This is a genomic window from Pseudomonas sp. TE21394 (assembly GCF_054057835.1).
In genome coordinates this window covers 40,596-63,577 of sequence record NZ_JBSRZR010000001.1, presented here as the reverse complement: position 1 = coordinate 63,577, position 22,982 = coordinate 40,596, and the positions used below count along the sequence as shown (strand labels likewise).

23 protein-coding genes and 2 pseudogenes are annotated in these 22,982 nt (G+C 64.5%); 19 read left to right on the top strand and 6 right to left on the bottom strand.

Annotation, left to right across the window (positions count from 1 at the left end; genetic code table 11):
* The first annotated feature begins 41 nt into the window (after nt 1–41).
* The 10 genes from ACVWZT_RS00305 (at nt 42) to ACVWZT_RS00260 (ending at nt 10,621) form a co-directional block, all read left to right on the top strand.
* Entirely contained in the window at nt 42–815 is a 774-nt protein-coding gene (locus ACVWZT_RS00305) for a gamma-glutamyl-gamma-aminobutyrate hydrolase family protein (RefSeq protein WP_457467612.1), read from the top strand.
* Nucleotides 816–882: 67 nt separating this feature from the next.
* Nucleotides 883–2,241 (top strand): aspartate aminotransferase family protein, encoded by a 1,359-nt coding sequence (locus tag ACVWZT_RS00300; RefSeq protein WP_457467610.1) that lies wholly within the window; start codon nt 883–885, stop codon nt 2,239–2,241.
* Nucleotides 2,242–2,365: 124 nt separating this feature from the next.
* Nucleotides 2,366–2,920 carry a helix-turn-helix domain-containing protein gene (locus tag ACVWZT_RS00295; RefSeq protein WP_170029128.1) on the top strand — a complete coding sequence of 185 codons (555 nt, stop codon included), beginning with the start codon at nt 2,366–2,368 and terminating at the stop codon, nt 2,918–2,920.
* Between the two features lie 106 nt (nt 2,921–3,026).
* Nucleotides 3,027–3,686 (top strand): HAD hydrolase-like protein, encoded by a 660-nt coding sequence (locus ACVWZT_RS00290; RefSeq protein ID WP_457467609.1) that lies wholly within the window; start codon nt 3,027–3,029, stop codon nt 3,684–3,686.
* A 66-nt stretch (nt 3,687–3,752) separates the two neighbouring features.
* The gene (locus tag ACVWZT_RS00285; protein WP_457467607.1) at nt 3,753–4,403 is read left to right on the top strand and encodes a DUF998 domain-containing protein; all 651 of its coding nucleotides are present in this window, start codon (nt 3,753–3,755) and stop codon (nt 4,401–4,403) included.
* Between the two features lie 136 nt (nt 4,404–4,539).
* Entirely contained in the window at nt 4,540–5,115 is a 576-nt protein-coding gene (locus ACVWZT_RS00280) for a hypothetical protein (protein ID WP_457467606.1), read from the top strand.
* A gap of 391 nt (nt 5,116–5,506) precedes the next feature.
* Nucleotides 5,507–5,989 (top strand): formate dehydrogenase subunit gamma, encoded by a 483-nt coding sequence (locus tag ACVWZT_RS00275; RefSeq protein ID WP_457467605.1) that lies wholly within the window; start codon nt 5,507–5,509, stop codon nt 5,987–5,989.
* The gene (locus tag ACVWZT_RS00270) at nt 5,983–7,542 is read left to right on the top strand and encodes a formate dehydrogenase beta subunit (protein WP_457467603.1); all 1,560 of its coding nucleotides are present in this window, start codon (nt 5,983–5,985) and stop codon (nt 7,540–7,542) included. Before ACVWZT_RS00275 ends, ACVWZT_RS00270 begins: the two co-directional genes overlap by 7 nt.
* Nucleotides 7,539–10,421 carry a formate dehydrogenase subunit alpha gene (gene fdhF, locus ACVWZT_RS00265; protein ID WP_457467601.1) on the top strand — a complete coding sequence of 961 codons (2,883 nt, stop codon included), beginning with the start codon at nt 7,539–7,541 and terminating at the stop codon, nt 10,419–10,421. Before ACVWZT_RS00270 ends, fdhF begins: the two co-directional genes overlap by 4 nt.
* Nucleotides 10,418–10,621: a formate dehydrogenase subunit delta gene (locus tag ACVWZT_RS00260; RefSeq protein WP_457467599.1), complete on the top strand. Its 204-nt coding sequence runs from the start codon at nt 10,418–10,420 to the stop codon at nt 10,619–10,621. The genes fdhF and ACVWZT_RS00260 overlap by 4 nt, the downstream gene beginning before the upstream one ends.
* A gap of 139 nt (nt 10,622–10,760) precedes the next feature.
* Here ACVWZT_RS00260 and ACVWZT_RS00255 read toward each other — a convergent pair whose 3' ends face one another.
* Nucleotides 10,761–11,624 carry a universal stress protein gene (locus ACVWZT_RS00255; protein WP_457467597.1) on the bottom strand — a complete coding sequence of 288 codons (864 nt, stop codon included), beginning with the start codon at nt 11,622–11,624 and terminating at the stop codon, nt 10,761–10,763.
* 154 nt (nt 11,625–11,778) lie between these two features.
* On the opposite strand from ACVWZT_RS00255, the gene miaE reads away from it, so the two are divergent.
* Entirely contained in the window at nt 11,779–12,396 is a 618-nt protein-coding gene (gene miaE, locus ACVWZT_RS00250) for a tRNA-(ms[2]io[6]A)-hydroxylase (RefSeq protein ID WP_186678418.1), read from the top strand.
* A 22-nt stretch (nt 12,397–12,418) separates the two neighbouring features.
* Here miaE and ACVWZT_RS00245 read toward each other — a convergent pair whose 3' ends face one another.
* Nucleotides 12,419–12,739 carry a DUF883 family protein gene (locus tag ACVWZT_RS00245; RefSeq protein WP_457467595.1) on the bottom strand — a complete coding sequence of 107 codons (321 nt, stop codon included), beginning with the start codon at nt 12,737–12,739 and terminating at the stop codon, nt 12,419–12,421.
* Between the two features lie 122 nt (nt 12,740–12,861).
* Between ACVWZT_RS00245 and ACVWZT_RS00240 the strand changes: the two genes are divergently transcribed.
* Complete coding sequence (locus ACVWZT_RS00240) at nt 12,862–13,125, top strand: hypothetical protein (RefSeq protein ID WP_046615887.1); 264 nt, start codon at nt 12,862–12,864, stop codon at nt 13,123–13,125.
* Nucleotides 13,126–13,143: 18 nt separating this feature from the next.
* Here ACVWZT_RS00240 and ACVWZT_RS00235 read toward each other — a convergent pair whose 3' ends face one another.
* Entirely contained in the window at nt 13,144–13,626 is a 483-nt protein-coding gene (locus ACVWZT_RS00235) for an LEA type 2 family protein (RefSeq protein ID WP_457467593.1), read from the bottom strand.
* Nucleotides 13,627–13,761: 135 nt separating this feature from the next.
* Between ACVWZT_RS00235 and ACVWZT_RS00230 the strand changes: the two genes are divergently transcribed.
* Nucleotides 13,762–14,883, top strand: a complete 1,122-nt coding sequence (locus tag ACVWZT_RS00230; protein WP_457467591.1) for a sigma-70 family RNA polymerase sigma factor — start codon at nt 13,762–13,764, stop codon at nt 14,881–14,883.
* Nucleotides 14,884–15,031: 148 nt separating this feature from the next.
* The gene (locus ACVWZT_RS00225; RefSeq protein ID WP_457471987.1) at nt 15,032–17,458 is read left to right on the top strand and encodes a TonB-dependent siderophore receptor; all 2,427 of its coding nucleotides are present in this window, start codon (nt 15,032–15,034) and stop codon (nt 17,456–17,458) included.
* A 52-nt stretch (nt 17,459–17,510) separates the two neighbouring features.
* Here the strand turns inward: ACVWZT_RS00225 and ACVWZT_RS00220 are convergent.
* A pseudogene (locus ACVWZT_RS00220) lies at nt 17,511–17,630 on the bottom strand (LysR family transcriptional regulator); the annotation flags it as partial.
* Nucleotides 17,631–17,634: 4 nt separating this feature from the next.
* On the opposite strand from ACVWZT_RS00220, the pseudogene ACVWZT_RS00215 reads away from it, so the two are divergent.
* From ACVWZT_RS00215 to ACVWZT_RS00195, 5 genes and pseudogenes are all read left to right on the top strand, one after another.
* Nucleotides 17,635–17,949, top strand: a pseudogene (locus tag ACVWZT_RS00215) (arginase family protein); the annotation flags it as partial.
* Between the two features lie 188 nt (nt 17,950–18,137).
* Nucleotides 18,138–18,455, top strand: a complete 318-nt coding sequence (locus ACVWZT_RS00210; RefSeq protein WP_457467589.1) for a hypothetical protein — start codon at nt 18,138–18,140, stop codon at nt 18,453–18,455.
* A gap of 24 nt (nt 18,456–18,479) precedes the next feature.
* Nucleotides 18,480–19,631 carry a PQQ-dependent sugar dehydrogenase gene (locus tag ACVWZT_RS00205; protein WP_457467587.1) on the top strand — a complete coding sequence of 384 codons (1,152 nt, stop codon included), beginning with the start codon at nt 18,480–18,482 and terminating at the stop codon, nt 19,629–19,631.
* Between the two features lie 41 nt (nt 19,632–19,672).
* Complete coding sequence (gene zapE, locus ACVWZT_RS00200) at nt 19,673–20,779, top strand: cell division protein ZapE (RefSeq protein ID WP_457467586.1); 1,107 nt, start codon at nt 19,673–19,675, stop codon at nt 20,777–20,779.
* Between the two features lie 14 nt (nt 20,780–20,793).
* Nucleotides 20,794–21,375, top strand: coding sequence for a DinB family protein (locus ACVWZT_RS00195; protein ID WP_296230168.1), 582 nt, complete (start codon nt 20,794–20,796; stop codon nt 21,373–21,375).
* A 29-nt stretch (nt 21,376–21,404) separates the two neighbouring features.
* Here ACVWZT_RS00195 and ACVWZT_RS00190 read toward each other — a convergent pair whose 3' ends face one another.
* Nucleotides 21,405–22,403 (bottom strand): alpha/beta fold hydrolase, encoded by a 999-nt coding sequence (locus tag ACVWZT_RS00190; protein WP_457467584.1) that lies wholly within the window; start codon nt 22,401–22,403, stop codon nt 21,405–21,407.
* A 133-nt stretch (nt 22,404–22,536) separates the two neighbouring features.
* Nucleotides 22,537–22,965, bottom strand: coding sequence for a DUF411 domain-containing protein (locus ACVWZT_RS00185; RefSeq protein ID WP_296230171.1), 429 nt, complete (start codon nt 22,963–22,965; stop codon nt 22,537–22,539).
* Nucleotides 22,966–22,982 lie beyond the last annotated feature (17 nt).

Sequence of the window (22,982 nt, the reverse complement as noted above, 5' to 3'; positions counted from 1 at the left end):
GTTTCAATACAACGCGCAACCTGGATTTGCCGGAGGAAGATATGCCACGTGTGCCCGTGATCGGCATTACTGCTTGCACCCGCGTGATCGAGCAGCATGCCACCCAGACCATCAGCGAGAAGTATGCACGTGCGGCGGCCGAGGCGGCGTGCGGGTTGCCGATCGTGATACCCAGCCTTGCCGAGCTGATTGACGGCGCGGATATCCTCGACGTGGTGGATGGGCTGATTTTTACCGGTTCGCCGTCCAACATCGAACCGTTCCACTACCAGGGCCCGGCCAGTGCTGCGGGCACCCATCACGATCCGCTGCGGGACGCCACCACTTTGCCGCTGATGCGCGCGGCCATTGCCACGGGTGTGCCGGTGCTCGGCATCTGCCGCGGCTTGCAGGAAATGAACGTGGCCCTGGGTGGCAGCCTGCACCAGAACGTTCACGAGACCGGGCTGTTCATGGACCACCGCGAAGGCAAGGGCGAGCCCATCGACAAGCAGTATGGCCCGCGGCACGCGCTGCATGTCGAACCCGGCGGCATGCTTGAGCGCATGGGCCTGCCAGCGCTCATCGAGGTCAACTCCATCCACGGCCAGGGCATCGATGTGCTGGCCCCCGGGCTGCGGGTGGAAGCGCTGGCAGCTGATGGCCTGGTAGAAGCGATTTCGGTGGAGCACAGCAAGGGGTTTGCCCTGGCCGTGCAATGGCACCCGGAATTCCAGGTAATGGATAACCCGCATTACCTGACCCTCTTCCAAGCCTTCGGCAAGGCTTGCCGGCAACGTTCGGTAATGCGTCAGAAGCTGATGCTGTCCGCCTGAATGCGACCGTTCGCAACCTACAAAAAATACGGCGCAGCCCGGCTGCGCAAGCAGATGGAGTGAAGCAATGAGTGAACAGAATTCCCGCACCCTGGCCTGGCAGGCGATGAGCCGCGACCATCACCTGGCCCCGTTCAGCGATGTGAAGCAACTGGCCGAGAAGGGCCCGCGCATCATCACCTCGGCCAAGGGCGTATACCTGTGGGACAGCGAAGGCAACAAGATACTCGATGGCATGGCAGGCCTGTGGTGCGTTGCGGTCGGCTACGGCCGCGATGAGCTGGCCGAGGTCGCCAGCCGGCAGATGAAGCAGTTGCCGTATTACAACCTGTTCTTCCAGACCGCGCACCCGCCGGCGCTGGAGCTGGCCAAGGCCATCGCCGATGTCGCTCCACCAGGCATGAACCATGTGTTCTTCACTGGCTCCGGCTCAGAAGGTAACGACACCGTGCTGCGCATGGTTCGCCATTACTGGGCGATCAAGGGCCATAAGCAGAAGAAAGTGATCATTGGCCGCATCAACGGCTACCACGGCTCCACCGTGGCAGGCGCGGGCCTGGGGGGCATGAGCGGCATGCACCAGCAGGGTGGGCTGATCCCGGATATCGTGCATATCCCGCAGCCTTACTGGTATGGCGAAGGCGGCGACATGACCGAGGCCGACTTCGGCGTGTGGGCGGCCAAGCAGTTGGAGGAAAAGATTCTTGAGGTTGGCGCGGACAACGTCGCTGCCTTCATCGCCGAACCGATCCAGGGCGCCGGTGGCGTGATCATTCCGCCGGACACCTACTGGCCGAAGGTGAAGGAGATTCTCGCCCGTTACGACATCCTGTTCGTCGCCGACGAAGTGATCTGCGGCTTCGGGCGTACCGGCGAGTGGTTCGGCTCCGACTACTACGACCTCAAGCCGGACCTGATGACCATTGCCAAGGGCCTGACCTCCGGCTATATCCCCATGGGCGGGGTGATCGTGCGTGATGAAGTGGCCAAGGTGCTCAGCGAAGGCGGCGACTTCAACCACGGCTTCACCTATTCCGGCCACCCGGTGGCGGCTGCGGTGGGCCTGGAGAACCTGCGTATCCTGCGCGACGAGCAGATCATCGAGCAGGTGCGCAGGCAAACCGCGCCCTACCTGCAGCAGCGCCTGCGCGAGCTGGCCGACCACCCGCTGGTGGGCGAGGTGCGCGGCCTGGGCATGCTCGGCGCGATCGAACTGGTGCAGGACAAGGCCACCCGCGCCCGTTACCAGGGCAAAGGTGTCGGCATGATCTGCCGCCAGCACTGCTTCGACAATGGCCTGATCATGCGCGCCGTTGGCGATACCATGATCATTGCGCCACCGCTGGTGATCAGCATTGCGGAAATCGACGAACTGGTGGAAAAGGCCCGCAAGTGCCTGGACCTGACGTACGAGGCTGTTCGTTAGCGCCAGCCAGTGTCATCCGGGGCCGCAAGGCGGCCCCGGTCTGCCCACGTGAAGCCTTGCTTTGTGCCATGAATCCTGTACTTTTCAGGGCATCAATTTCCCTGTCCGATAGTCGCGATTCAACATGAAAGTGCACGAAGAGATCGAAGGCCTGGCCGTATTGATTCGCGACCTGCGCAAGTTCAAGGGCCTGACCCTGGGTGAGCTGGCCCAGCGCATCGGCCGTTCGGTGGGTTTTCTTTCCCAGGTCGAGCGCGGCGTCTCGCGGCCAACCGTGGCCGACCTAACGGCCATCAGCGAAGAACTCGGTGTCTCCACCGCCTATTTCTACAAGCTCGACAAACCGCGCGAACTTGACTGGGTCACCCGGCCACACGAGCGGCGTACGCTACACCTGGCCGGCGGCATCACCGATGTGCTGGCATCGCCCACCATATCGGGGGCGTTCTCCATGCTCGACAGCCACCTGGAGCCGGGCGCCAGCAGCGGCGAGGAGTACCTCGACGACAGCTCGGAACAGGGCTGTTTCGTGCTCGAAGGCGAACTGACCGTCTGGCTGGATGGCGGTGAGCCGGTAACGCTGCGCGCCAGTGACAGCTTTCAGCTGCAACCGCATGCCAGTTTTCGTTACGCCAACCTGACCGACAAGCCCACCCGGGTGCTCTGGGTGTTCAGCTGAGTCGAGAGCACTCAAGGCTGGTAACGCTTACCAACGCGTTTGGGCATCAAGTACAGAACCATGCGGCTGTCAGGAAGGCTGCCAGCACGCCAGGAAGGAACCTCTTATGGCCTACCGACTTGCCATTTTCGACTTTGACGGCACACTCGCGGATTCCTTTGCATTCTTCGTTGCGGTGTTCAATCAGGTTGCCGACAAGCATGGCTTCAACCGCATTCACCCGGAAGAGCTGGATGCCTTACGCAAACTCGGGGCCCGGGAGATCATGTCGCATATCGGCATGCCGCGCTGGAAGCTACCGCTGGTAGCGCGAACCTTCATCGGCCTGATGAAGAAACATCGCGGCTCGATCGCGCTGTTCCAGGACATCGCCGATACGTTGAGCCAGCTTGATGAGCAGGGGCTGATCCTGGCAGTGGTGTCTTCCAACTCCAGGGACAATGTCACGCAAGTGCTGGGCCCCAGCTGTCGCCATATCCGCGCCTTCGAGTGCGGGGCTTCCATTTTCGGCAAGGCATCGCGCTTGCGTCGGGTCATGCGCAAGTTCGGCGTGGCGCCAGAGCAGGTCATCTATATAGGCGACCAACCTACCGATGGTGAAGCCGCAGCGACAGCGGGTATCGCATTTGGCGCGGTTGCCTGGGGCTACGGTACCCCTGAAGCATTCCGCACGCTCCACGACCATGAGTGGTTTGCCGAGGTGGGCGAATTGCAGCGCCTGGCAGCAAGCCCCAGGGCGGTGAGTACGGCAAACGGCATACTGTAAATCACCCCTGATATGACGCGGTTTCGTACGAGACGAAATCGATCACGGGCAAAGGAGTGCATCAACATGAACAACACCGACCGGGCCTTGCTGGGCGCAGGGCTTTTGATTCCAGTCTGGCTCCTGCTTGGCGTATCCCTGACCGCGCTTGGCTATCCGGGCTACAGCCACCTCGATCAGGCGATGAGCCAGCTAGGGGCGACAGGCTCCCCGACTCATGCGTATTCCGCGTGGGTGAACAATTTCCCTCTGGGGCTGCTGTTCGCGCTTTTCGCGTTGGGTGTGGCGCGCCGTTTCGCCGGTTCGCGCCTGGCCCTGTTCAGCGCTGCGTTGATATTGCTTCACGGCCTGGCCAGTTTCGCCACGGGCCTGTTCGCCTGTGACGAGGGCTGCGTACCGGCACAGCCTTCCATTTCCCAGCACATCCACAATGCGGCAGGCCTGGTCATGTTCCTGTCGTTGACGCTGGCGAGCGCGCTGGGGTGTTGGCTGGGCAAGCGATTGCTCTGCTCGTCGGTGTTCGCAGGCTTCTCCGCGCTTTGTCTGGTCCTGGCAATCGCCACCGTGGCGATGATGGGCAAAGCCATGGCGGACGGGCACGGGTTTGGCTTGTATCAGCGACTCAATTACGGCGTGTCCGTGGTCTGGGTCGCTGCGCTGGCATGGGCTGCGCTGCGTGGCAACCAGACACAGTCCGCAGCGCTGCTCCAGCGGTAGCTGTGAGCGCCTGCCGGCCCTACATGGACAAGGCAATGGGCTGACGCCGGGGCCGGGCGGTTTGGCACCCTGCCAGTATTGTCTGATCAGCGCACAGGGTTTAGCTTGCAGGGCTCATTTCAAGGAAGATTTGCCAATGAAACGGACCCTGCCGCTGTTATTCGCCTGCGCTCTTTTCCCCCTGCAAGCCTGGTCGGCACTGGAAGTCGGCCAGTTCACCCTGGGCATGCCCAAGCCCCAGACCATGGCCATCCTGCAACAGCAGTTCGGCGAGGTCGAGCAGTTGACGGGCTATCACTATCAGGTACCCACCGAATTCGTTCAGGGGCGTAACCCGAAGGGTGATTTCAACCTTGGCGGTATTCCCATCACGCAGGTCAAGGCGTCGTTCAACGAGACCGACCAGCTTCGTCAGCTGGAGCTGCGCTTGGCCAGCACCGACGAGGCGCGGGTCCAGCAACTGCTGCCGATGACCCGGCAGGCCAAGCCTGTGCCCAACAGCGGTGGCCGGCTCGAGGCGTTTTCTGCCGACGGTGAACTGGTGTACTGGGTGTCCAGAGACCGGGGCTGGACGGTGGTGACCATCGCCGACCTGGCCAGCTCGGCACAGAACATCAAGGCGCGGGCCAAGAGCGATGAACGCTTCGCCCAGCCGAACCGCAAGTTCGACAAGCTGATCGAGACGGCCGAGGCGGCACAAGGGAAGCACTGATCACCAGGCAGGTCGTGTAGGAGCGGCCTTGTGTCGCGAACGGGGCGCGGAGCGGCCCCAGCACTATTTGTCCTGATGCAATTGTCCCGGGGCAACGCCGCAGCCTGATCGCGACACCAGGCCGCGCCAACAATAGCGCCAGCGCAGCCCGAACAGCGGTGCGAACCCCGCGTCGGTTTCAGGATGCGCCTGGTCGTTCGCACGCAACCCTCCGGCGCCACAAGTGCCATGCTTGCAGGATGCCTCGGACCAGTACGCGCAGACGTACGGCCGCAGGCAAGGAGGCCGCTGGACCACGCAACCGTGACGTGGCCGGCGCGCCGCAGCAGAACACGCCGGATACCTGCCCATACAAACCTTCAGGCGGGTCCGTGATGCCGAGGTCCGCTGTATGCCTGATGATTTGCTCCACCTGCCCGTGATCCACGACATCCTGGCGCGCGACAAGGATACCCCCGGCGCCCTGTTGCCGATCCTGCATGCCATCCAGCACGCCATCGGCTACGTCCCCGATGCCGCTGTCGGCGAAATTGCCCATGCCCTGAACCTCAGCCTGGCCGAGGTCCGCGGGGTGATCAGCTTCTACCACGATTTCCGTACTACGCCGCCGGCACGCCATACCCTGCGCCTGTGCCGCGCCGAGTCGTGCCAGAGCCGAGGCGCCGAGGCGCTGGCCGCGCAGCTGCGCGAGCAGCTGGCGCTGGACGACCATGGCACCAGTGCCGACGGCGCCATCAGCCTGCGCCCGGTCTATTGCCTGGGGGCCTGCGCCTGCTCGCCGGCCCTGGAGCTGGATGGCCAGGTACATGCGCGCCTCACCCCTGAACGCCTGCGGGCGTTGGTCGACGCCTGCCGGGAGGACACCGCATGCTGAAGCTCTACATCCCCTGCGATTCGGTAGCCCGTGCGGTGGGTGCCGACCAGGTCGCCGATGCCTTGCAGCGCGAGGCCGAACGCCGCCAGTTGGCGGTGGATATCCAGCGCACCAGCTCACGTGGGCTCTACTGGCTGGAGCCACTGCTGGAGTGCGACAGTGCGCAAGGGCGCCTGGGTTTTGGCCCGCTCACGGCTGAAGACGTACCGGCCTTGCTCGATGCTTTGGCTGGTGAACCCGCTGGCCACCCGCTGGCGCTGGGGCCGGTCGAACAAATTCCGTATCTCCAGACCCAGCAGCGCCTGTTGTTCGCCCGCGCCGGCATCACCCGGCCACTGTCGCTGGACGATTACCGTTCCCATGGCGGTTTCTCCGGCCTTGAAGCGGCTGTGGCCCTGGGCGGTGCCGATGTGGTCGCCGCCGTGCTCGATTCCGGCTTGCGTGGCCGCGGTGGCGCGGCCTTCCCCGCGGGCATCAAGTGGCGCACCGTGCGCGACGCCGGGGCAGGGCAGAAGTACGTGGTGTGCAATGCCGACGAAGGCGACTCGGGTACCTTCGCCGACCGCATGCTGATGGAAGGCGACCCGTTCCTGCTGATCGAAGGGATGATCATCGCCGGCCTCGCCGTGGGCGCCGACAAGGGCTATATCTACGTGCGCTCGGAATACCCCGACGCGATCCGCGTGCTCGACCAGGCCTTCGCCATCGCCCGGGATGCCGGCTACCTCGGCAGCGACGTGGCCGGCAGCGGCCAGGCCTTCGACCTGGAAGTGCGGGTCGGCGCCGGTGCCTATATCTGTGGTGAAGAAACCGCACTGCTCGAGTCCATCGAAGGCAAGCGCGGCATCGTCCGTGCCAAGCCACCGCTGCCCGCGTTGCAAGGCCTGTTCGGCTTGCCGACGCTGGTGCACAACGTACTGACCCTGGCCTCGGTGCCGGTCATCCTGGCCAAGGGCGCGGCGTTCTACCGTGACTTCGGCATGGGCCGTTCGCTGGGCACCATGCCGTTCCAGCTGGCTGGCAACATTCGTCACGGCGGGCTGGTCGAGCGTGCCTTCGGCCTGACCCTGCGCGAGCTGGTGGAAGGCTATGGTGGCGGCACCGCCAGTGGTCGGCCGCTGAAGGCTGCGCAGGTGGGGGGGCCGCTGGGCGCCTGGGTGCCGCCCAGCCACTTCGATACGCCGCTGGACTATGAAGCGTTCGCGGCCATGGGCGCGATGCTCGGCCATGGCGGTGTGGTCGTGGCCGACGACACCCTGAACATGGCCAGCATGGCGCGCTTCGCCCTGCAGTTCTGTGCCGAGGAATCCTGCGGCAAGTGCACCCCGTGCCGCATCGGCTCGACCCGCGGCATGGAAGTGGTCGACCGCCTGATCGCCACCAGCGACCTGACCGAGCGCCATGACCAGGCCCTGTTGCTGCGCGACCTGTGCGACACCATGCAGTACGGCTCGCTGTGCGCCATGGGCGGCATGACCGCCTACCCGGTGGCCAGCGCCCTCAAGTACTTCCCCGCCGATTTCGGGCTGACCCACACGGAGGCCGCGCAGTGATCAATATCTTCGACCCCGCTTCTGATAAAAGCAGCGACCTGGGCACCCCGGCGCGTGACAGCGAGGTGCAGGTCAGCCTGAGCATCGATGGCCGCTCCGTGACCGTGCCCGCCGGCACCTCGGTGATGCGTGCCGCCGCCATGCTGGGCACCAGCATCCCCAAGCTGTGCGCCACCGACAGCCTCGAAGCCTTTGGCTCGTGCCGCATGTGCATGGTGGAAATCGAAGGCATGCGCGGCTACCCGGCGTCCTGCACCACGCCGGTCAGCGAAGGCATGGTGGTACGCACCGAAACCCCGCGCCTGGCCGGGCTGCGGCGCAACGTCATGGAGCTGTACATCTCCGACCACCCGCTGGACTGCCTGACCTGCTCCGCCAACGGCAACTGCGAACTGCAGACCGTGGCCGGCCAGGTCGGCCTGCGCGAGGTGCGCTATGGCTACGACGGGGCCAACCACCTGGCCGAAAAGAAGGACGTATCCAACCCGTATTTCGATTACGAGCCAAGCAAGTGCATTGTCTGCAGCCGTTGCGTGCGTGCATGCGAGGACATTCAGGGCACCTTCGCCCTGACCATCACCGGCCGCGGCTTCGAGTCCCGCGTGGCGGCGGCGGGAGGGGAAAACTTCCTCGCCTCCGAATGTGTGTCCTGCGGTGCCTGCGTGCAGGCCTGCCCGACCGCAACCTTGACGGAAAAGAGCCTGGTGCAGTTGGGCCAGCCCGAGCGCGCGGTCGTTACCACCTGCGCCTACTGCGGCGTCGGCTGCTCGTTCCGCGCCGAAATGAAAGGCGACCAGCTGGTGCGCATGGTGCCGGACAAGAACGGCGGCGCCAACCACGGCCATGCCTGCGTCAAGGGCCGTTTCGCCTGGGGCTACGCCACCCACCCGGACCGCATCACCAAGCCGATGATCCGCAAGCGCCTGCAAGACCCTTGGCAGGAAGTCAGCTGGGACGAGGCGGTAAGCTACGCAGCCAGCGAGTTCCGCCGCATCCAGCTCAAGTATGGGCGCGATTCGATTGGCGGCATCACCTCCAGCCGTTGCACCAACGAAGAAGCCTACCTGGTGCAGAAGCTGGTACGCACCGCGTTCGGCAACAACAACGTCGACACCTGCGCACGGGTGTGCCATTCGCCGACTGGCTATGGTCTCAAGCAGACCATGGGTGAGTCCGCCGGTACGCAGAGCTTCGATTCGGTGATGCAGGCCGACGTGGTGCTGGTGATCGGCGCCAATCCCACCGACGCGCATCCGGTGTTCGGCTCGCAGCTCAAGCGCCGTCTGCGCCAGGGCGCGCGGCTGATCGTGATCGACCCACGCCGCATCGACCTGGTCGATTCGCCGCATGCCCGCGCCGAGCTGCACCTGCAGCTGCGCCCGGGCACCAACGTAGCCATGCTCAATGCCCTGGCCCATGTGATCGTCACGGAAGGCCTGCTGGCCCAGGACTTCATCGACGCGCGCTGCGAGACCGGGGATTTCACCCGCTGGCGCGACTTCGTCAGCCTGCCGGAAAACGCCCCCGAGGTGCTTGGCCCGGTCTGTGGCGTACCAGCCGAACAGATTCGCGCTGCCGCCCGGCTGTACGCCACCGGCGGCAACGCAGCCATCTACTACGGCCTGGGCGTGACCGAACACAGCCAGGGCAGCACCGCAGTGATGGGCATCGCCAACCTGGCCATGGCCACCGGCAACATCGGCCGTGAAGGGGTCGGGGTGAACCCGCTGCGCGGGCAGAACAACGTGCAGGGTTCCTGCGACATGGGCTCGTTCCCCCACGAACTGCCCGGCTACCGGCACATTTCCAACGAGGGCGTACGCGCCGAGTTCGAGCGTGCCTGGGGCGTGACCCTGCAGCCCGACCCGGGCCTGCGTATCCCCAACATGTTCGAAGCGGCGCTGGACGGCAGTTTCAAGGCGCTGTACTGCCAGGGCGAAGACATTGCCCAGAGCGACCCCAACACCCAGCATGTCACCGCGGCGTTGCTGGCCATGGAATGCGTGGTGGTGCAGGACATCTTCCTCAACGAAACCGCCAAGTTTGCCCATGTGTTCCTGCCGGGCAGCTCGTTCCTGGAAAAGGACGGCACCTTCACCAACGCCGAGCGGCGCATCTCGCGCGTGCGCAAGGTGATGGAGCCGTTGGCCGGCAAGGCCGACTGGGAGGCGACCATGGCCCTGGCCAATGCCCTGGGCTACCCGATGAACTACCGTCACCCGTCCGAGATCATGGACGAGATCGCCCGCCTGACGCCGACCTTCCACCGCGTCAGCTACGCCGAGATCGACCGCCACGGCAGCCTGCAGTGGCCGTGCAACGACGCTGCGCCGGACGGCACGCCGACCATGCACATCGACCAGTTCGTGCGCGGCAAGGGGCGGTTCATGCTCACCGGTTACGTGGCCACCGACGAGAAGGTCAACAACCGCTACCCGCTGCTGCTGACCACCGGGCGCATCCTTAGCCAGTACAACGTCGGCGCCCAGACCCGGCGCACCGCCAACGTCGCCTGGCATGACGCCGACCGCCTGGAAATTCACCCGACCGACGCCGAAAGCCGCGGCATCCAGGACGGGGACTGGGTCGGCATCGGCAGCCGAGCCGGGCAGACCGTACTGCGCGCCAAGGTCAGTACGCGGGTGGCGCCGGGGGTGGTGTACACCACGTTCCACTTCCCCGAATCCGGAGCCAACGTGATCACCACCGACAACTCCGACTGGGCCACCAACTGCCCCGAGTACAAGGTGACGGCGGTGGAGGTGGTGAAAGTGTTCCAGCCTTCGCAATGGCAGAAGCGTTACCAGGACTTCAGTGAGGAACAGCGGCGGTTGCTGCAGGAACGCCGTAGCGCAGAAAAGGCCGAGGTGCGCCGATGAGCGTCGACAGCCTGGTCAAGATGGCCAACCAGATTGCCCATTACTTCGACAGCGAGCCGGACCACGCGCTGGCGGTGCAGGGAGTACGCAACCACCTGCAGAGCTTCTGGACGCCGGCGATGCGCCGACAATTGCTGGAATGGATTGAAGCCCACGCGGGGGAGGGGCTCGACCCGAAGGTGCGGGAGGCATTGGGCTAGCCACCGGGGCTGCTGTGCAGCCCATCGCCGGCAAGCCAGCTGCCACAGGTATCGCGTCAATTGCAGGAGCGGATTTATCCGCGATACAGGCGACGCGTTGGCGCTGGCTTGCCGACGATAGTGCCCCGACAGGCTGAATTCAGCCGCGGGCCAGCTCAGCCAGGTGGGCAATGGCCTCTTCGCTCTTGAGCACCAGCACATCCCCCACCAGCGCATCCAGCACCACTTCCGAGGTATTGCCGATCAGCGCCCCGGAGATTCCCGTGCGGCACACCGTACCGATCACCGTCACCACCGCCTCGAGCTGCTGCTCGGTATGCGGAATCAGCACATCGGCTGGTCCTTCGGCCACGTGCAAGCGCTCCTCGCTGATGTCGTACTCGGCCTGGAACGCCATGCATGCATCGCGATAACGCTTTTCGATGGTCTCGCTCAACTGGTACACCGGGTCCGAGGCCGACAGCATCGGCGAAGGATGGGCGCTGATCACATGCAGCTCGCCGTGGGCCAGTTTGGCGATCTCGAAACCGTGGTCGATGATGCTGGCATGCAGGCGCTGGTGGTCTTTGTCCTGGTTGCCCACGTCCACGGCGGCGAGGATCTTGCCGCCCGTCCACGGTCGCTCGCTCTTGACCATCAGTACGGCGCTCGGGCACTGGCGTAGCAGTTTCCAGTCACTGGGGGTAAGCAGGGCCTTTTTCAGCGGGTTGTCCGGGCGGTGCTCCTTGATCACCAGTTCACAGCCTTCGGCCTGCTGCACCGCGATGATCGATTCATGCAAGCTTTCATGCCAGGCCTGTTCATGGGTGACCTTGTCGTAGCCGTCATCATGCAGCTGGCTGCCGAGCAGGCTCAGCAGTGCGCTACGGTCATGCTTCTTGTCGCACATCAGCAGGTGCAGGCGCGCGCCGGTGACACCGGCAATCAGCTTGGCCCGGGTCAGGGCCCGGCTGTGGGCGTGCGCGGGGTCGAGCACGACGAGGATGCTGCGGACGGCTTGCATGGGCGTGAACTCCGTTCAAAGGTGGCGAACAATGCCTGACTATAGTCGGCGCTTCCCCCAATGGCGCTTGATACACATCAAGCATAGTTGCTGGCGTCGCCCGTTGCCGCCGGTATAATCGCCAGCCCTGCCTGGCTTGTGTGGTTGCACGCTTATGTCCCTGATCCCCGAAATCGACGCCTTTCTTGGTTGCCCGACGCCAGATGCCTGGATCGAAGCGGCACTGGCCGACCAGGAAACCCTGCTGATCGACCACAAGAACTGCGAATTCAAGGCTGCCAGCACTGCATTGAGCCTGATTGCCAAGTACAACACACACCTAGACCTGATCAACATGATGTCGCGCCTGGCCCGCGAGGAGCTGGTGCATCACGAGCAGGTGCTGCGCCTGATGAAACGCCGTGGCGTGCCGCTGCGCCCGGTATCGGCGGGGCGCTATGCGTCGGGGCTGCGGCGGCTGGTGCGGGCCCACGAGCCAGTCAAGCTGGTCGATACGCTGGTGGTGGGGGCGTTCATCGAGGCGCGCAGCTGCGAGCGTTTTGCCGCGCTGGTGCCGCACCTGGACGAGGAGCTGGGCCGCTTCTACCACGGCCTGCTGAAAAGCGAAGCGCGCCATTACCAGGGTTACCTGAAACTGGCGCATCACTACGGCGATGAGGCAGACATTGCCCGCCGGGTGGAACTGGTCCGCGCAGCGGAAGTCGAGCTGATCCAGTCACCGGATCAGGAACTGCGCTTCCACAGTGGTATCCCGCTGGCGCAGGCCGCCTGATTCGCACCCGGCGGCCCGGGCATCAGTGACGGCGCCCCAGCAACAGGCCGACCAGCACACCGAGGCCGGCAGAAACCGCCACGGTCTGCCACGGGTGGCCACCGATGTAATCCTGGGTCGCCTCCACCACCGGTTGCGCCCTGTTGCGCACCCTGTTGGCGGCATGGCGCGCCTGACGCAGTTTCAGGCCCACCTGGGCGCGCAAGGTTTCTGCCTCGTCACCTACCAGGGCGGCGCTCTCGTTCAGCAGCCGTTCTGACTCTTCGATCAGTGCCTGTAGTTCACTGAATACCTGGTCCTTGATCTGATCGCTGTCACCCAGCGTGGCTTTTTTGCGGGCCATGAACGCGTCCTCGTCGATGGTTGGTTTGAACAATGGATACTGGTGCGCCAGAAAAGTTGCCTCGGCGCGTGGCTGAACTGTTGGTGTAAGATAGCCGCCATTTACGATCAGGCAGGTGATTCATGAGTTTCAATCTGGCCAACATGAGCTTCGAGGAACGGGCACAGATCGAGGCAGAGAAGGCCCGGCTGTTCGAGTTGTGGCAGAACAACCTGGGCAAGGCCAAGGGCGAAGCGGCGCGACTGATCGCCGAAAAGCCCCGGCGCAAGGGCAAGTGGGCCGAGTGGGTGCGTGCCGAGCTGGACGGCATGTCACCACCGGAATACGCCAGCATGGTGCGCAGCGAAGTCAACAAACTGATGGCCGCCGCCAGCGCCAACCGCTGAGCAGCCCTGGCCTGGCGCCTAGCGGTAGGCGCCCCTGGGCAGGTCCAGCTGGCCCTCGTCGGTAAAGCGCACCGTCCCCAGCGCGCCGCCGGCCAGCTTGCCGCGCAGTTTGTAAGGCAAGCCCTGCAGCGAATCCAGCTGGCCCAGCCCATAGGCCTGGCGCAGGAAGGCGAATGCGGTGATGCTCACCGGCACCACGACCACTGCTTCGCCATACCGGCCAATATGCCCTTGCTGGTCACTGACCCCGGCGGCCAGCGGCTGGCCGTTCACCTCCAGGTTCAGGGCAATGCCGTCGTAGTCGATCGGCGCTTCATTAGGGTTCTGCACGCGCATTTTCACGGCCATGCGCAGCTCCAGTTCCTGGCCTGGCAGTGGCTCGATGCCGATCACGCTGACAGTCACCGGGTCGCGTGGCTGGAACAGGGCACAGGCCGCCTGGGCGCAGGCCAGCAGCACGATCAGTAACAGGCGGGTGTAGCGATACAGACGGGCAGTCATGACGGGCGACCTTGCCGTAGTGAGCGGTCGGTCAGTGTGGCAAATGCGCGACGGCGTTGAAAGTGTCGGTACAGATGAAAGATACTGTTTCTCATTAACGTCCGATAATTTCTCTTACTGGCCGTAACCTAACCCATGCTGACTTCACCCGTGTCGGGCCTGTTGACGAGTTTCCAGGAACACTACGACGACCTGCTGCAGTTCTTGACCCGGCGCATGAGCGACCGCCAGCGCGCCGCCGACGTGGCCCAGGAAACCTACCTGAAGCTGGTCAACATCGACCAGCAGGCGCTACCGGTGCTGCACGCGCGGCGTTTCATCTTCCGCGTGGCCGGCAACCTGGCGATCGATGCCCTGCGTCGCGAACAGCGCATCGCGGCCAGCCACGGGTATGGCGACGAGGCCGGCGAGGTGGCCTGCCCGGCGCCAGCGCCGGAGGCTGCGTTGCTGGCCCGGGAGCGCTTGCAAGCACTCGACCATGCGCTGCTGCAGCTGTCCGACAATGCCCGCCAGGCCTTGCTGCTCAACCGCATCGAGGGCCTGACCCAGGCGCAGGTCGCACAACGGCTGGGCGTCTCCGAGAGCATGGTAGCCAAGTACATCGGCCAGGCCCTGCGCCATTGCCGCAACCACCTCAGGCAGGCGGGGCTGGCTGCCGCACTGTTGCTGGCCGTTGGTGCGGCCGCTTGGCAGCAGGCGCCGGTGCTGCTGGCGGATTATCACACCGGGGTAGGGGAGCGGCAGGTCATTATCCTGGCCGACGGCTCGCGGGTGACGTTGAACAGCGCCGGTGCCCTGAACGTCGTGTTCAGTGACCACGAGCGGCGGGTAGTGCTGGAGTCCGGGGAGGCCTTGTTCGAGACCCGCGATGATCCACGGCCGTTTGTGGTCGATACGGCCGGCGAGCCTGTGCAGGGCAGCGCGGCCACCTTCAGCGTGCGCCGTGATGGCCATGTGGTGCTGGCGCGAGGCGAGGCCAGGGTTGGCGAGCATGCACTGCCCGTCGCTGCCGATGCCGGCGCGCAGCTGGCCTGGCAGCGCGGCAAGCTGATCTTCAACGGCAAGCCGCTGGGGCTGGTGCTGGCGGAGCTTGAGCGTTACCGGCATGGACGGATCGTGTTGTCGGACAGCAAGCTGGTGGCGATGGAAGTCAGCGGGGTGTTCGACCTCGATGAGCCGCAAGCCCTGCTGCGGACCCTGGAGCAGCGCTATGGCCTGCGGGTGACCTACCTGCCATGGCTGGCCGTGGTTTATTGATCTGCCTGTGCGTGCCTGTTGGTGGGCAAAGGAATGGAATTATTTTTCATTTGCCACTGCAAGTTCCGGCACGCCAGATCGTCGTAGGGAGACTGATCAGCAACTCATTCTCATTTACGACTTGTCTGGAAGCTCATCCGTGCCTCTGATGCTCAAGCCCTTGCCCCGCCGCCGTGTCCCTTTTCATCACGCCCTGATCTCCTGCAGTGCCTTGGCCATGTTGCTCGGCCCGCTGCAGGCCGGCGCCGCGACTGCTGCCGACCAGGCCCAGGTCCAGGCGCGCCAGGTCCAGCTGGACCTGCCAGCCCAACCCCTGGATCAGGCCCTGACCAACTTCGCCGACCAGGCCGGTCTGCACCTGCTGTACACCACCGGCGATGTAGCCGGCCAGGCGAGCCCGGCCTTGCGAGGCAGCTACAGCATCGAGCAGGCGCTGCAACAGCTGCTGGCCGGCAGCGGCATGCACTGGCAGTTCAACGATGCCCGCACGGTGACCCTGCACAAAGCTGATACTGCACCCCAGGCAGTCAACCTCAAGCCGATCGAAGTCAGCGTGGCCTCGCGTACCAGTACCGCGATCAGTGAAATCCCTGGCACCGTATGGGTGGTCGACCAGCAGCAGCTGCGCGAGCAGATCGACAGCGGCGTCAGCCTGAAGGAAGCCATCGGCAAACTGGTGCCAGGCCTCGACCTGGCGCCGGAAGGGCGCACCAACTATGGCCAGAACATGCGCGGGCGCAACGTACTGGTGATGATCGACGGGGTCAGCCAGAACAGCTCGCGCGGCCTGTCGCGCCAGTTCGACAGCATTTCGCCGTTCAACGTCGAGCGGGTCGAGGTGTTGTCCGGCGCCAGCGCCATCTACGGCGGCGGCGCCACTGGCGGCATCATCAACATCGTGACCAAGAAAGGCGAACCGGGCCCGGCGCGCTTCGAGACCCAGCTTGGCGCCAGCAGCGGCTTCAACAACAGCGACGACCTGGCCACCCGTATCGCCCAGTCGATCAGTGGTGGCAATGAGCGGGTCAATGCCCGCCTGGGTATCTCCGGCGAGCAGAACGAGGCCTTTTACGACGGCGCGGGCGAGCAGATCTTCATCGACAACACCCAGACCGACCTGCAGTACAACCGCACTGTCGACGTGCTCGGTACTCTCGGGCTGCAACTGAACGACCAGCAGAGCCTTGACCTGCTGGCCCAGTACTATGACTCGGGCAACCATGGCAGCACGGGTATCTACTTCCCCAACCTGAACTACAACGCCCCGTCCGACCTGGAAGACGCCGAGCTGCGCAGCGGCTACTCGTCGGGCCTGGAACCGCGTACCCGGCGCCTGCTGCTCAACGCCAACTACCACCATACCGACGTGCTGGGCCAGGATTTTTACCTGCAGGCCTCGTACCGCAAGGAAGACGACAACTTCTACCCGTTCCCGTACTACAACCGCGCCACCCCCACGGGCTCGCGCGGGGTGTATTTTGCCGCCTCGCAGCAGAACTTCGAGGTCACCAGCCTCAAGGGCCTGTTCGCCAAGCAGTGGGATACGCTGAAGCTGACGTATGGTGTCGATCTGGACCATGAGCGTTTCAATGCCCAGCAGACCACCTTCAACGCCCAGACTTCCTCCGAGTCCGGTGGCCTGGAGCTGGACAAGGACAGCAAGGCCGCGCGCTACCCCAGCTATCAGGTCGACGGTGTTTCGGTCTATGCCCAGCTGGACTGGCATGCCAGCGACAACCTGACCCTGTCCGGCGGCGCCCGGCGCCAGCAGATGGACGTGGACGTCAGCGACTTCAAGGGCGTGCCGGGCGGCAGCAACGATTACCAGGTCAATCTGTTCAACGTTGGCGCCATCTACGACTTCAAGAACGGCCACCAGGTGTGGACCAACTACGGCGAAGGCTTCGACCTGCCCGACCCGGCCAAATTCTACGGCAAGCCAGGCCTGAGCGTCGCCGACAACCCTCTGGCCGGTATCAAGAGCCGCCAGGTGGAACTGGGCTGGCGCTATGCCGACCTGGACTGGGATGCGCAGGCGGCGCTTTACTACATCTGGTCGGACAAGATCATCAACGTCGATTCGCAAACCCTGACCATCGATGTGGAAGAGCAGAAGAGCCGTGACTTCGGTTTCGAAGGTGCGCTGACCCGTCACTTCCAGAGCGGCTGGGAAACCGGCGGCACGTTGCACCTGACGCGTTCCGAAGAAGAGGATGCCGATGGCGACTGGATCAAGCGGGATGCCCGCTATGCTTCGCTGTCCAAGGCCACCGCGTTTGTCGGCTGGAAGGGTGACGGGCGCACGGCGCGGTTGCAGGCCAACCACGCGTTCAGCTTGAAGGACGACGCCGACCACGAGATCGACGGCTACACCACCTTCGACCTGCTGGGTAGCCAGGACACCGGCTTCGGCACCTTCAGCGCCGGCATCCAGAACCTGCTGGACAAGCAGTACAGCACGGTCTGGGGGCAGCGCGCGACACTGTTCTACTCGCCGACCTACGGGCCGGCATACCTGTATGACTACCAGGGGCGTGGGCGCACCTACACCCTGACCTGGAGCATGGCTTACTGATGGTCGTTGCCTGAACCGGCCGTTTCGCGGGTTTACTCGGGAAGTGGCCGGTTCAGGCAAACGCTGCCAGCAGATCCTGCGCAAACGCCTGCTGTGCTTCGCCAACCCCTTGCGCCCGATGCCGGGCCAAGGTGAACGGCACGCCGAAATCCAGCCCCGGATCCAGCGCCCATGCCCGCCAGGGCACCGAGGCGGCGATCACGGCGATTCGCCAGCGGGTGGGTGAACGACCGGTGTACCTGACATTCGATATCGACTGTCTCGACCCGGCCTACGCGCCCGGTACCGGCACGCCGGTGTGCGGCGGCCTGAGTACCCTGCAGGCGCTGGAGATTCTTGGGGGATTGCGTGGTATCAATCTGGTGGGCATGGACTTGGTGGAGGTGGCACCGGCCTATGACCACGCCGATATCACCGCGCTGGCGGGGGCTACCCTGGCGATGGAAATGCTGTGCCTGTATGCGGCGCGGCACAAGGTGCAGGACCAGTAATCGGGGCCGAGGCGAACGCTTTCTCTTAGGAGCGGCCTGGTGTCGCGAAGGGCTGCGCAGCAGCCGCCGAAGCCCATACTGAAACATCAGGAATCATCTGCGCACGCATTCACACTTTTGCCGCGAACCCTTCGCGCCGTAGGCTATCAAACCCACCAGGCGCGGCCTTTTCGTACAGGAGGTGAAGCATGACCCCGACATTGCCCATCCTGGCACTCGGCCTGGCGCTGTGCCTGCCCGCGCACGCCGCGGCCCAGCCACCCGCGCCCGTCGCCGCTGGCAACAGCAACCCCTACAACAGCCCGATCCAGCGCGCCAACCCCAACAGCCGCCAGGGCAGCATGCCCGCCGCGCCGCCGCTGCGTGGCCCGTCCACCGAGCCTTACCCACGCCCGCCCACGCTGGATAATCGTGGCATTGGCAACGGCGACAATCTGCGCCGCCAGCAACAGCCCCCGAACCTGGAGCCCACCCGGCCGCCTCGCGACAATCCGCGCGCGCCTTGAGCCAAGTACGTAAAGGAATCCTGCATGCGCCAAGCAACCTGGCTTGTCACCGTGACTGCCGCCGCCCTGCTGCCCTTGTTGGCCCAGGCGGCGGCCGAACAGCAATTTCGCAGTGAAGAAGGTACCTTGACCGTCAGCACCCTGGCCGATGGCCTGCGCCACCCGTGGGCCCTGGCGTTCCTGCCGGGCGGCAAGGACATGCTGGTCACCGAACGAGCCGGCAACCTGCGGCTGGTCAACGCCGAAGGCAAGGTCGGCCCACCGATCAGCGGCGTGCCGAAGGTCTGGGCCGAAGGCCAGGGCGGCCTGCTGGATGTAGTGCTGTCCCCGGATTTCACCAAGGACCGCACCGTCTACCTGTCCTATGCCGAGGAGGGCAGTGATGGCAAGGCCGGTACCGCAGTGGGCCGTGGCCAATTGTCCTCGGACCGTGCCCGGCTGGAGCATTTCAGCGTAATCTTCCGCCAGCAGCCCAAACTGTCGGACGGCAACCACTTCGGCTCGCGCCTGGTGTTCGACCGTGACGGCTACCTGTTCATCGCCCTCGGCGAGAACAACCAGCGCACGACTGCGCAAGACCTGGACAAGCTGCAAGGCAAGATCGTGCGCATCCTGCCAGACGGTGAAGTACCCAAGGACAACCCCTTCGTCGGCCAGGACAATGTGCGACCGGAGATCTGGTCGTACGGCCATCGCAACCAGCAAGGCGCCGCGCTCAACCCCTGGACCGGCAAGCTCTGGACCCACGAGCACGGCCCGCGGGGCGGCGACGAGATCAACATCCCCAAGCCCGGCAAGAATTACGGCTGGCCCGTGGCGACCCATGGCATCAATTACTCGCTGCTGCCTATTCCCGAGGCCCAGGGCAAGCATGTGGACGCGATGGTCGACCCACACCATGTCTGGGAGCAGTCACCGGGGGTCAGCGGCATGGCGTTCTACGACAGCCCGACGTTCAAGGCGTGGGACCACAACCTGTTCATTGGTGCGCTGGCCACCCAGGAGCTGATCCGTCTGCAGCTGGATGGCGACAAGGTGGTGCATGAAGAGCGACTGCTGGGTGAGCTGAAGGCGCGGATCCGCGATGTACGGGTGGGCCCGGACGGGTACCTGTATGTACTGACCGATGACAAGGACGGTGCGCTGCTGAAGGTCGGGCTGGGCGACGGCACCTGACGCAGTCCCGGTAGGCGCGCCGGTCGGGTAGAATGCCGCGCATGGCTATCGACCCTCAATCCCTTTACCAGCAGGCCCTGACCCAACAGGGCTATGTTGCCGACCGTGCCCAGGCACGCGCCGTCGAGGCGTTGCAGGCCTGCTTCCAAGCTGTCGAACAAGGCCGCCCCAGCCTCGGCATCTACCTGTGGGGCCCGGTCGGCCGTGGCAAGACCTGGCTGATGGACCAGTTTCACCGGTGCCTGCAAGTTCCCAGTCGGCGCCAGCACTTCCACCATTTCATGGCCTGGGTCCACCAGCGCCTGTTCCAGCTCAACGGTACCGCCGACCCGCTGCTGGCGCTGGCCCGGGAGCTGGCCGCGCAGATCCGCGTGCTGTGTTTCGACGAGCTGTTCGTCAGCGATATCGGCGATGCAATCATCCTCGGCCGTCTGTTCCAGGTGCTGTTCGAACAGGGCGTGGTCGTTGTCGCCACCTCCAACCAGCCACCCGAGCAGCTTTACCGCGATGGCTTCAACCGTGAGCGTTTCCTGCCAGCGATCGCCGCCATCCAGCGGTACATGCAGGTACTGCCGGTGGCCGGCGCACAGGACCATCGCCTGCACCCCGGCGCCCCCCGCCAGCGTTACTGGGTGGCGCAGGCGGGGCAGGCCAGCCAGCTGGATGAAGTATTCCGCCGGCTCAGCCCGAGCGACGCCGGCGATGAGCGGCCCCTGGCCCTGGGGGCCAGGCAGGTGCAGGTGGTGCGGCGCAGCCAGCAGGCTATCTGGTGCCGCTTCAGCGACTTGTGCGAACAGCCGCTGGCAGCCATGGAATTCATGGCCTTGTGTGACCGTTTTCCAGCCATCCTGGTATCGAACATTCCGGCGCTCGGCGGTGAACAGCGGGCCGGGCGCATCGCCCGTGGCACCGAGGATGGCGCGCAGCGGGTGACGGCGGGCGAGCGTGAACTGCCGGCGCTGTCACCCAGGGATGATGCGGTGCGCCGCTTCATCGCCCTGGTCGACGAATGCTATGACCGCCGGGTGGCGTTGTATCTGGAGGCTCAGGTGCCGCTCGATGCCCTCTACACTCATGGGTATCTGGCGTTCCCGTACCAACGGACCCTGAGCCGGCTACGGGAGATGCAACTGCAACGCTTCGCCTGAAAAGGAGTGTAGCCATGGAGCCGTTGTCGCATTATCTGCTGACCCAGGCCTACAACAATGGCTGGGCCAACCACCGCCTGTACAAGGCTTGCCTGCAGCTGACCCAGGACGAATTCGTCGCCCCGCGCTGCAGTTTTTTCCCGTCGATCAAGGCCACCCTCAACCACCTGCTGACGGTGGACTGGTTCTACCTGCACATGCTCGAATGCGAGCAGCGCGGGGAGTTGCCCGACGCCGATGGCGAGCGTTTCTTCGAGCCGGAACAGCCGTTCGCCACCTGTACCGATCTGCATGCCGAGCAGGCCCAGGCCGATCACCGGCTGATTACCTATTGCCGAGGCCTGCGTGATGACGAGCTGGGGCGGTACGTGAACATCGTGCGGCCCGACCGGGTGCAACGTGAGCAACGCTTGCGCCTGCTGGCTCACCTGTTCGAGCACCAGGTGCATCACCGCGGCCAGGTGCATGCGATGCTCAGCGACACGGCAATCCGGCCACCGCAGCTGGACGAGTTTTTCTGCGAGGAGGAGGCGGGCCTGCGGGCAGGCGATTTTGCCGAATTGGGCTGGACCGAGGCGCAAGTCTGGAAAGGTTGAGGACAGCAGGGCAGCCCCTCGCTACCGGCTCATTTGTCCAGCCACTCGACCAGCGTCCGGTTGAACCGTACTGGCTCTTCGATCTGCGGCGCATGCCCCATGCCTTCGAAGGTGATCAATTCACCCTTGGGCATCAGCTTGGCGACCTGCGGCCCCAGCACGGCGTACCTGCCCAGCCTGGCTTTCACCTCCGGCGGCGCGATATCACTGCCGATGGCGGTGGTGTCCTGGTCGCCGATGAGCAGCAGGGTCGGCATCTGCAGGTCCTTGAACTCGTAATACACCGGCTGGGTGAAGATCATGTCGTAGATCAGCGCCGAGTTCCACGCCACCGCCTCATGCCCCGGCCCCTGGTTGAGGCCGACCAGCATCTGTACCCAGCGCTCGTACTCCGGCTTCCAGCGCCCGGCGTAGTAGGTCTTGCGCTCATACTCGCGCACCCCGTCGGCGTCCAGCTTGAGTTCGCGGGCAAACCACTGGTCCACCGTGCGGTAGGGCACACCCAAGGCTTTCCAGTCTTCCAGGCCAATGGGATTGACCAGCACCAGGCGTTGTACCTGCTGCGGATACATCAGCGCGTAGCGGGTGGCGAGCATGCCGCCGGTTGAGTGGCCGAGCAGCACGGCTTGCCTGACTCCCAGCTGTTCGAGCAGGGCGTGGGTATTGCTTGCCAGTTGCTGGAAGCTGTACTGGTAATGCGCCGGCTTGGTGGCGCTGCAGAAACCGACCTGGTCGGGGGCGATAACCCGGTAGCCAGCCTTGCTCAGGGCATCGATGGTGGTTTCCCAGGTGGCGGCGCAGAAGTTCTTGCCGTGCATCAGCACCACGCTACGGCCGTTTGCCTGGCCTTGTGCAGGCACGTCCATGTAACCCATCTGCAGGGCCTGGCCTTGGGACTGGAAATTGAAATGCCTGAGTGGGTACGGGTAGCTGAAGCCTTCGAGTTGGGGGCCGTAGGTGGGCGACTCGAAGGCGATGGCCGGGCTGCCGACAAGACAGGCCAGGGCCATGGCGGTTGCGCGCAGCATCGGGGCACTCCGTGTAGGACCATGTAGGAAGAAGCGACTTTAACAGTCGATTGACCACACAAAGCGCGAAAGATGTTACCGGGCGTGAAACCAGCCAGACCGGCCCGCGTCAGTTGCCATTACCAGCAGGACATCAGTAGCTGGCGATCACGCTGTCCTTGCCATCCTGGGTCACGCCGATGACCTGGTAGGCATCCTTGTGATCACCCATTTCCATGCCCGGCGAGCCCATCGGCATGCCCGGCACGGCCAGGCCCTTGAGGTCGTTGCGCTTGGCCAGCAGGCGTACCTGCTCGGCCGGCACGTGGCCTTCGACGAATTTGCCATCGATCACCCCGGTGTGGCAGGACGCCAGGCGTGGTGCCACACCCAGGCGCTGCTTGACCGCGCTCATGTTCGGCTCGACGTGGTCGTTGACGGTAAAGCCGCTGTCGCGCAGGTGACTGATCCAGGCTTTGCAACAGCCGCAGTTAGGGTCGCGGTACACGTCGATGGTTTCGGCGGCCTGGGCCAGGCCGGTGACGGCCAGCAGGCCCAGGGTCAGCAGGTGTTTGCGCAGCATGGGTGAAGCCCTCCTTT

Excerpts from the sequence above, each read along its gene's own strand:
- ACVWZT_RS00305 (WP_457467612.1), top strand. The coding sequence starts at position 42 with ATGCCACGTGTGCCCGTGATCGGCATTACTGCTTGCACCCGCGTGATC.
- ACVWZT_RS00300 (WP_457467610.1), top strand. The coding sequence starts at position 883 with ATGAGTGAACAGAATTCCCGCACCCTGGCCTGGCAGGCGATGAGCCGC.
- ACVWZT_RS00295 (WP_170029128.1), top strand. The coding sequence starts at position 2,366 with ATGAAAGTGCACGAAGAGATCGAAGGCCTGGCCGTATTGATTCGCGAC.
- ACVWZT_RS00290 (WP_457467609.1), top strand. The coding sequence starts at position 3,027 with ATGGCCTACCGACTTGCCATTTTCGACTTTGACGGCACACTCGCGGAT.
- ACVWZT_RS00285 (WP_457467607.1), top strand. The coding sequence starts at position 3,753 with ATGAACAACACCGACCGGGCCTTGCTGGGCGCAGGGCTTTTGATTCCA.
- ACVWZT_RS00280 (WP_457467606.1), top strand. The coding sequence starts at position 4,540 with ATGAAACGGACCCTGCCGCTGTTATTCGCCTGCGCTCTTTTCCCCCTG.
- ACVWZT_RS00275 (WP_457467605.1), top strand. The coding sequence starts at position 5,507 with ATGCCTGATGATTTGCTCCACCTGCCCGTGATCCACGACATCCTGGCG.
- ACVWZT_RS00270 (WP_457467603.1), top strand. The coding sequence starts at position 5,983 with ATGCTGAAGCTCTACATCCCCTGCGATTCGGTAGCCCGTGCGGTGGGT.
- ACVWZT_RS00260 (WP_457467599.1), top strand. The coding sequence starts at position 10,418 with ATGAGCGTCGACAGCCTGGTCAAGATGGCCAACCAGATTGCCCATTAC.
- ACVWZT_RS00255 (WP_457467597.1), bottom strand. The coding sequence starts at position 11,624 with ATGCAAGCCGTCCGCAGCATCCTCGTCGTGCTCGACCCCGCGCACGCC.
- miaE (WP_186678418.1), top strand. The coding sequence starts at position 11,779 with ATGTCCCTGATCCCCGAAATCGACGCCTTTCTTGGTTGCCCGACGCCA.
- ACVWZT_RS00245 (WP_457467595.1), bottom strand. The coding sequence starts at position 12,739 with ATGGCCCGCAAAAAAGCCACGCTGGGTGACAGCGATCAGATCAAGGAC.
- ACVWZT_RS00240 (WP_046615887.1), top strand. The coding sequence starts at position 12,862 with ATGAGTTTCAATCTGGCCAACATGAGCTTCGAGGAACGGGCACAGATC.
- ACVWZT_RS00235 (WP_457467593.1), bottom strand. The coding sequence starts at position 13,626 with ATGACTGCCCGTCTGTATCGCTACACCCGCCTGTTACTGATCGTGCTG.
- ACVWZT_RS00230 (WP_457467591.1), top strand. The coding sequence starts at position 13,762 with ATGCTGACTTCACCCGTGTCGGGCCTGTTGACGAGTTTCCAGGAACAC.
- ACVWZT_RS00225 (WP_457471987.1), top strand. The coding sequence starts at position 15,032 with ATGCTCAAGCCCTTGCCCCGCCGCCGTGTCCCTTTTCATCACGCCCTG.
- ACVWZT_RS00210 (WP_457467589.1), top strand. The coding sequence starts at position 18,138 with ATGACCCCGACATTGCCCATCCTGGCACTCGGCCTGGCGCTGTGCCTG.
- ACVWZT_RS00205 (WP_457467587.1), top strand. The coding sequence starts at position 18,480 with ATGCGCCAAGCAACCTGGCTTGTCACCGTGACTGCCGCCGCCCTGCTG.
- zapE (WP_457467586.1), top strand. The coding sequence starts at position 19,673 with ATGGCTATCGACCCTCAATCCCTTTACCAGCAGGCCCTGACCCAACAG.
- ACVWZT_RS00195 (WP_296230168.1), top strand. The coding sequence starts at position 20,794 with ATGGAGCCGTTGTCGCATTATCTGCTGACCCAGGCCTACAACAATGGC.
- ACVWZT_RS00190 (WP_457467584.1), bottom strand. The coding sequence starts at position 22,403 with ATGCTGCGCGCAACCGCCATGGCCCTGGCCTGTCTTGTCGGCAGCCCG.
- ACVWZT_RS00185 (WP_296230171.1), bottom strand. The coding sequence starts at position 22,965 with ATGCTGCGCAAACACCTGCTGACCCTGGGCCTGCTGGCCGTCACCGGC.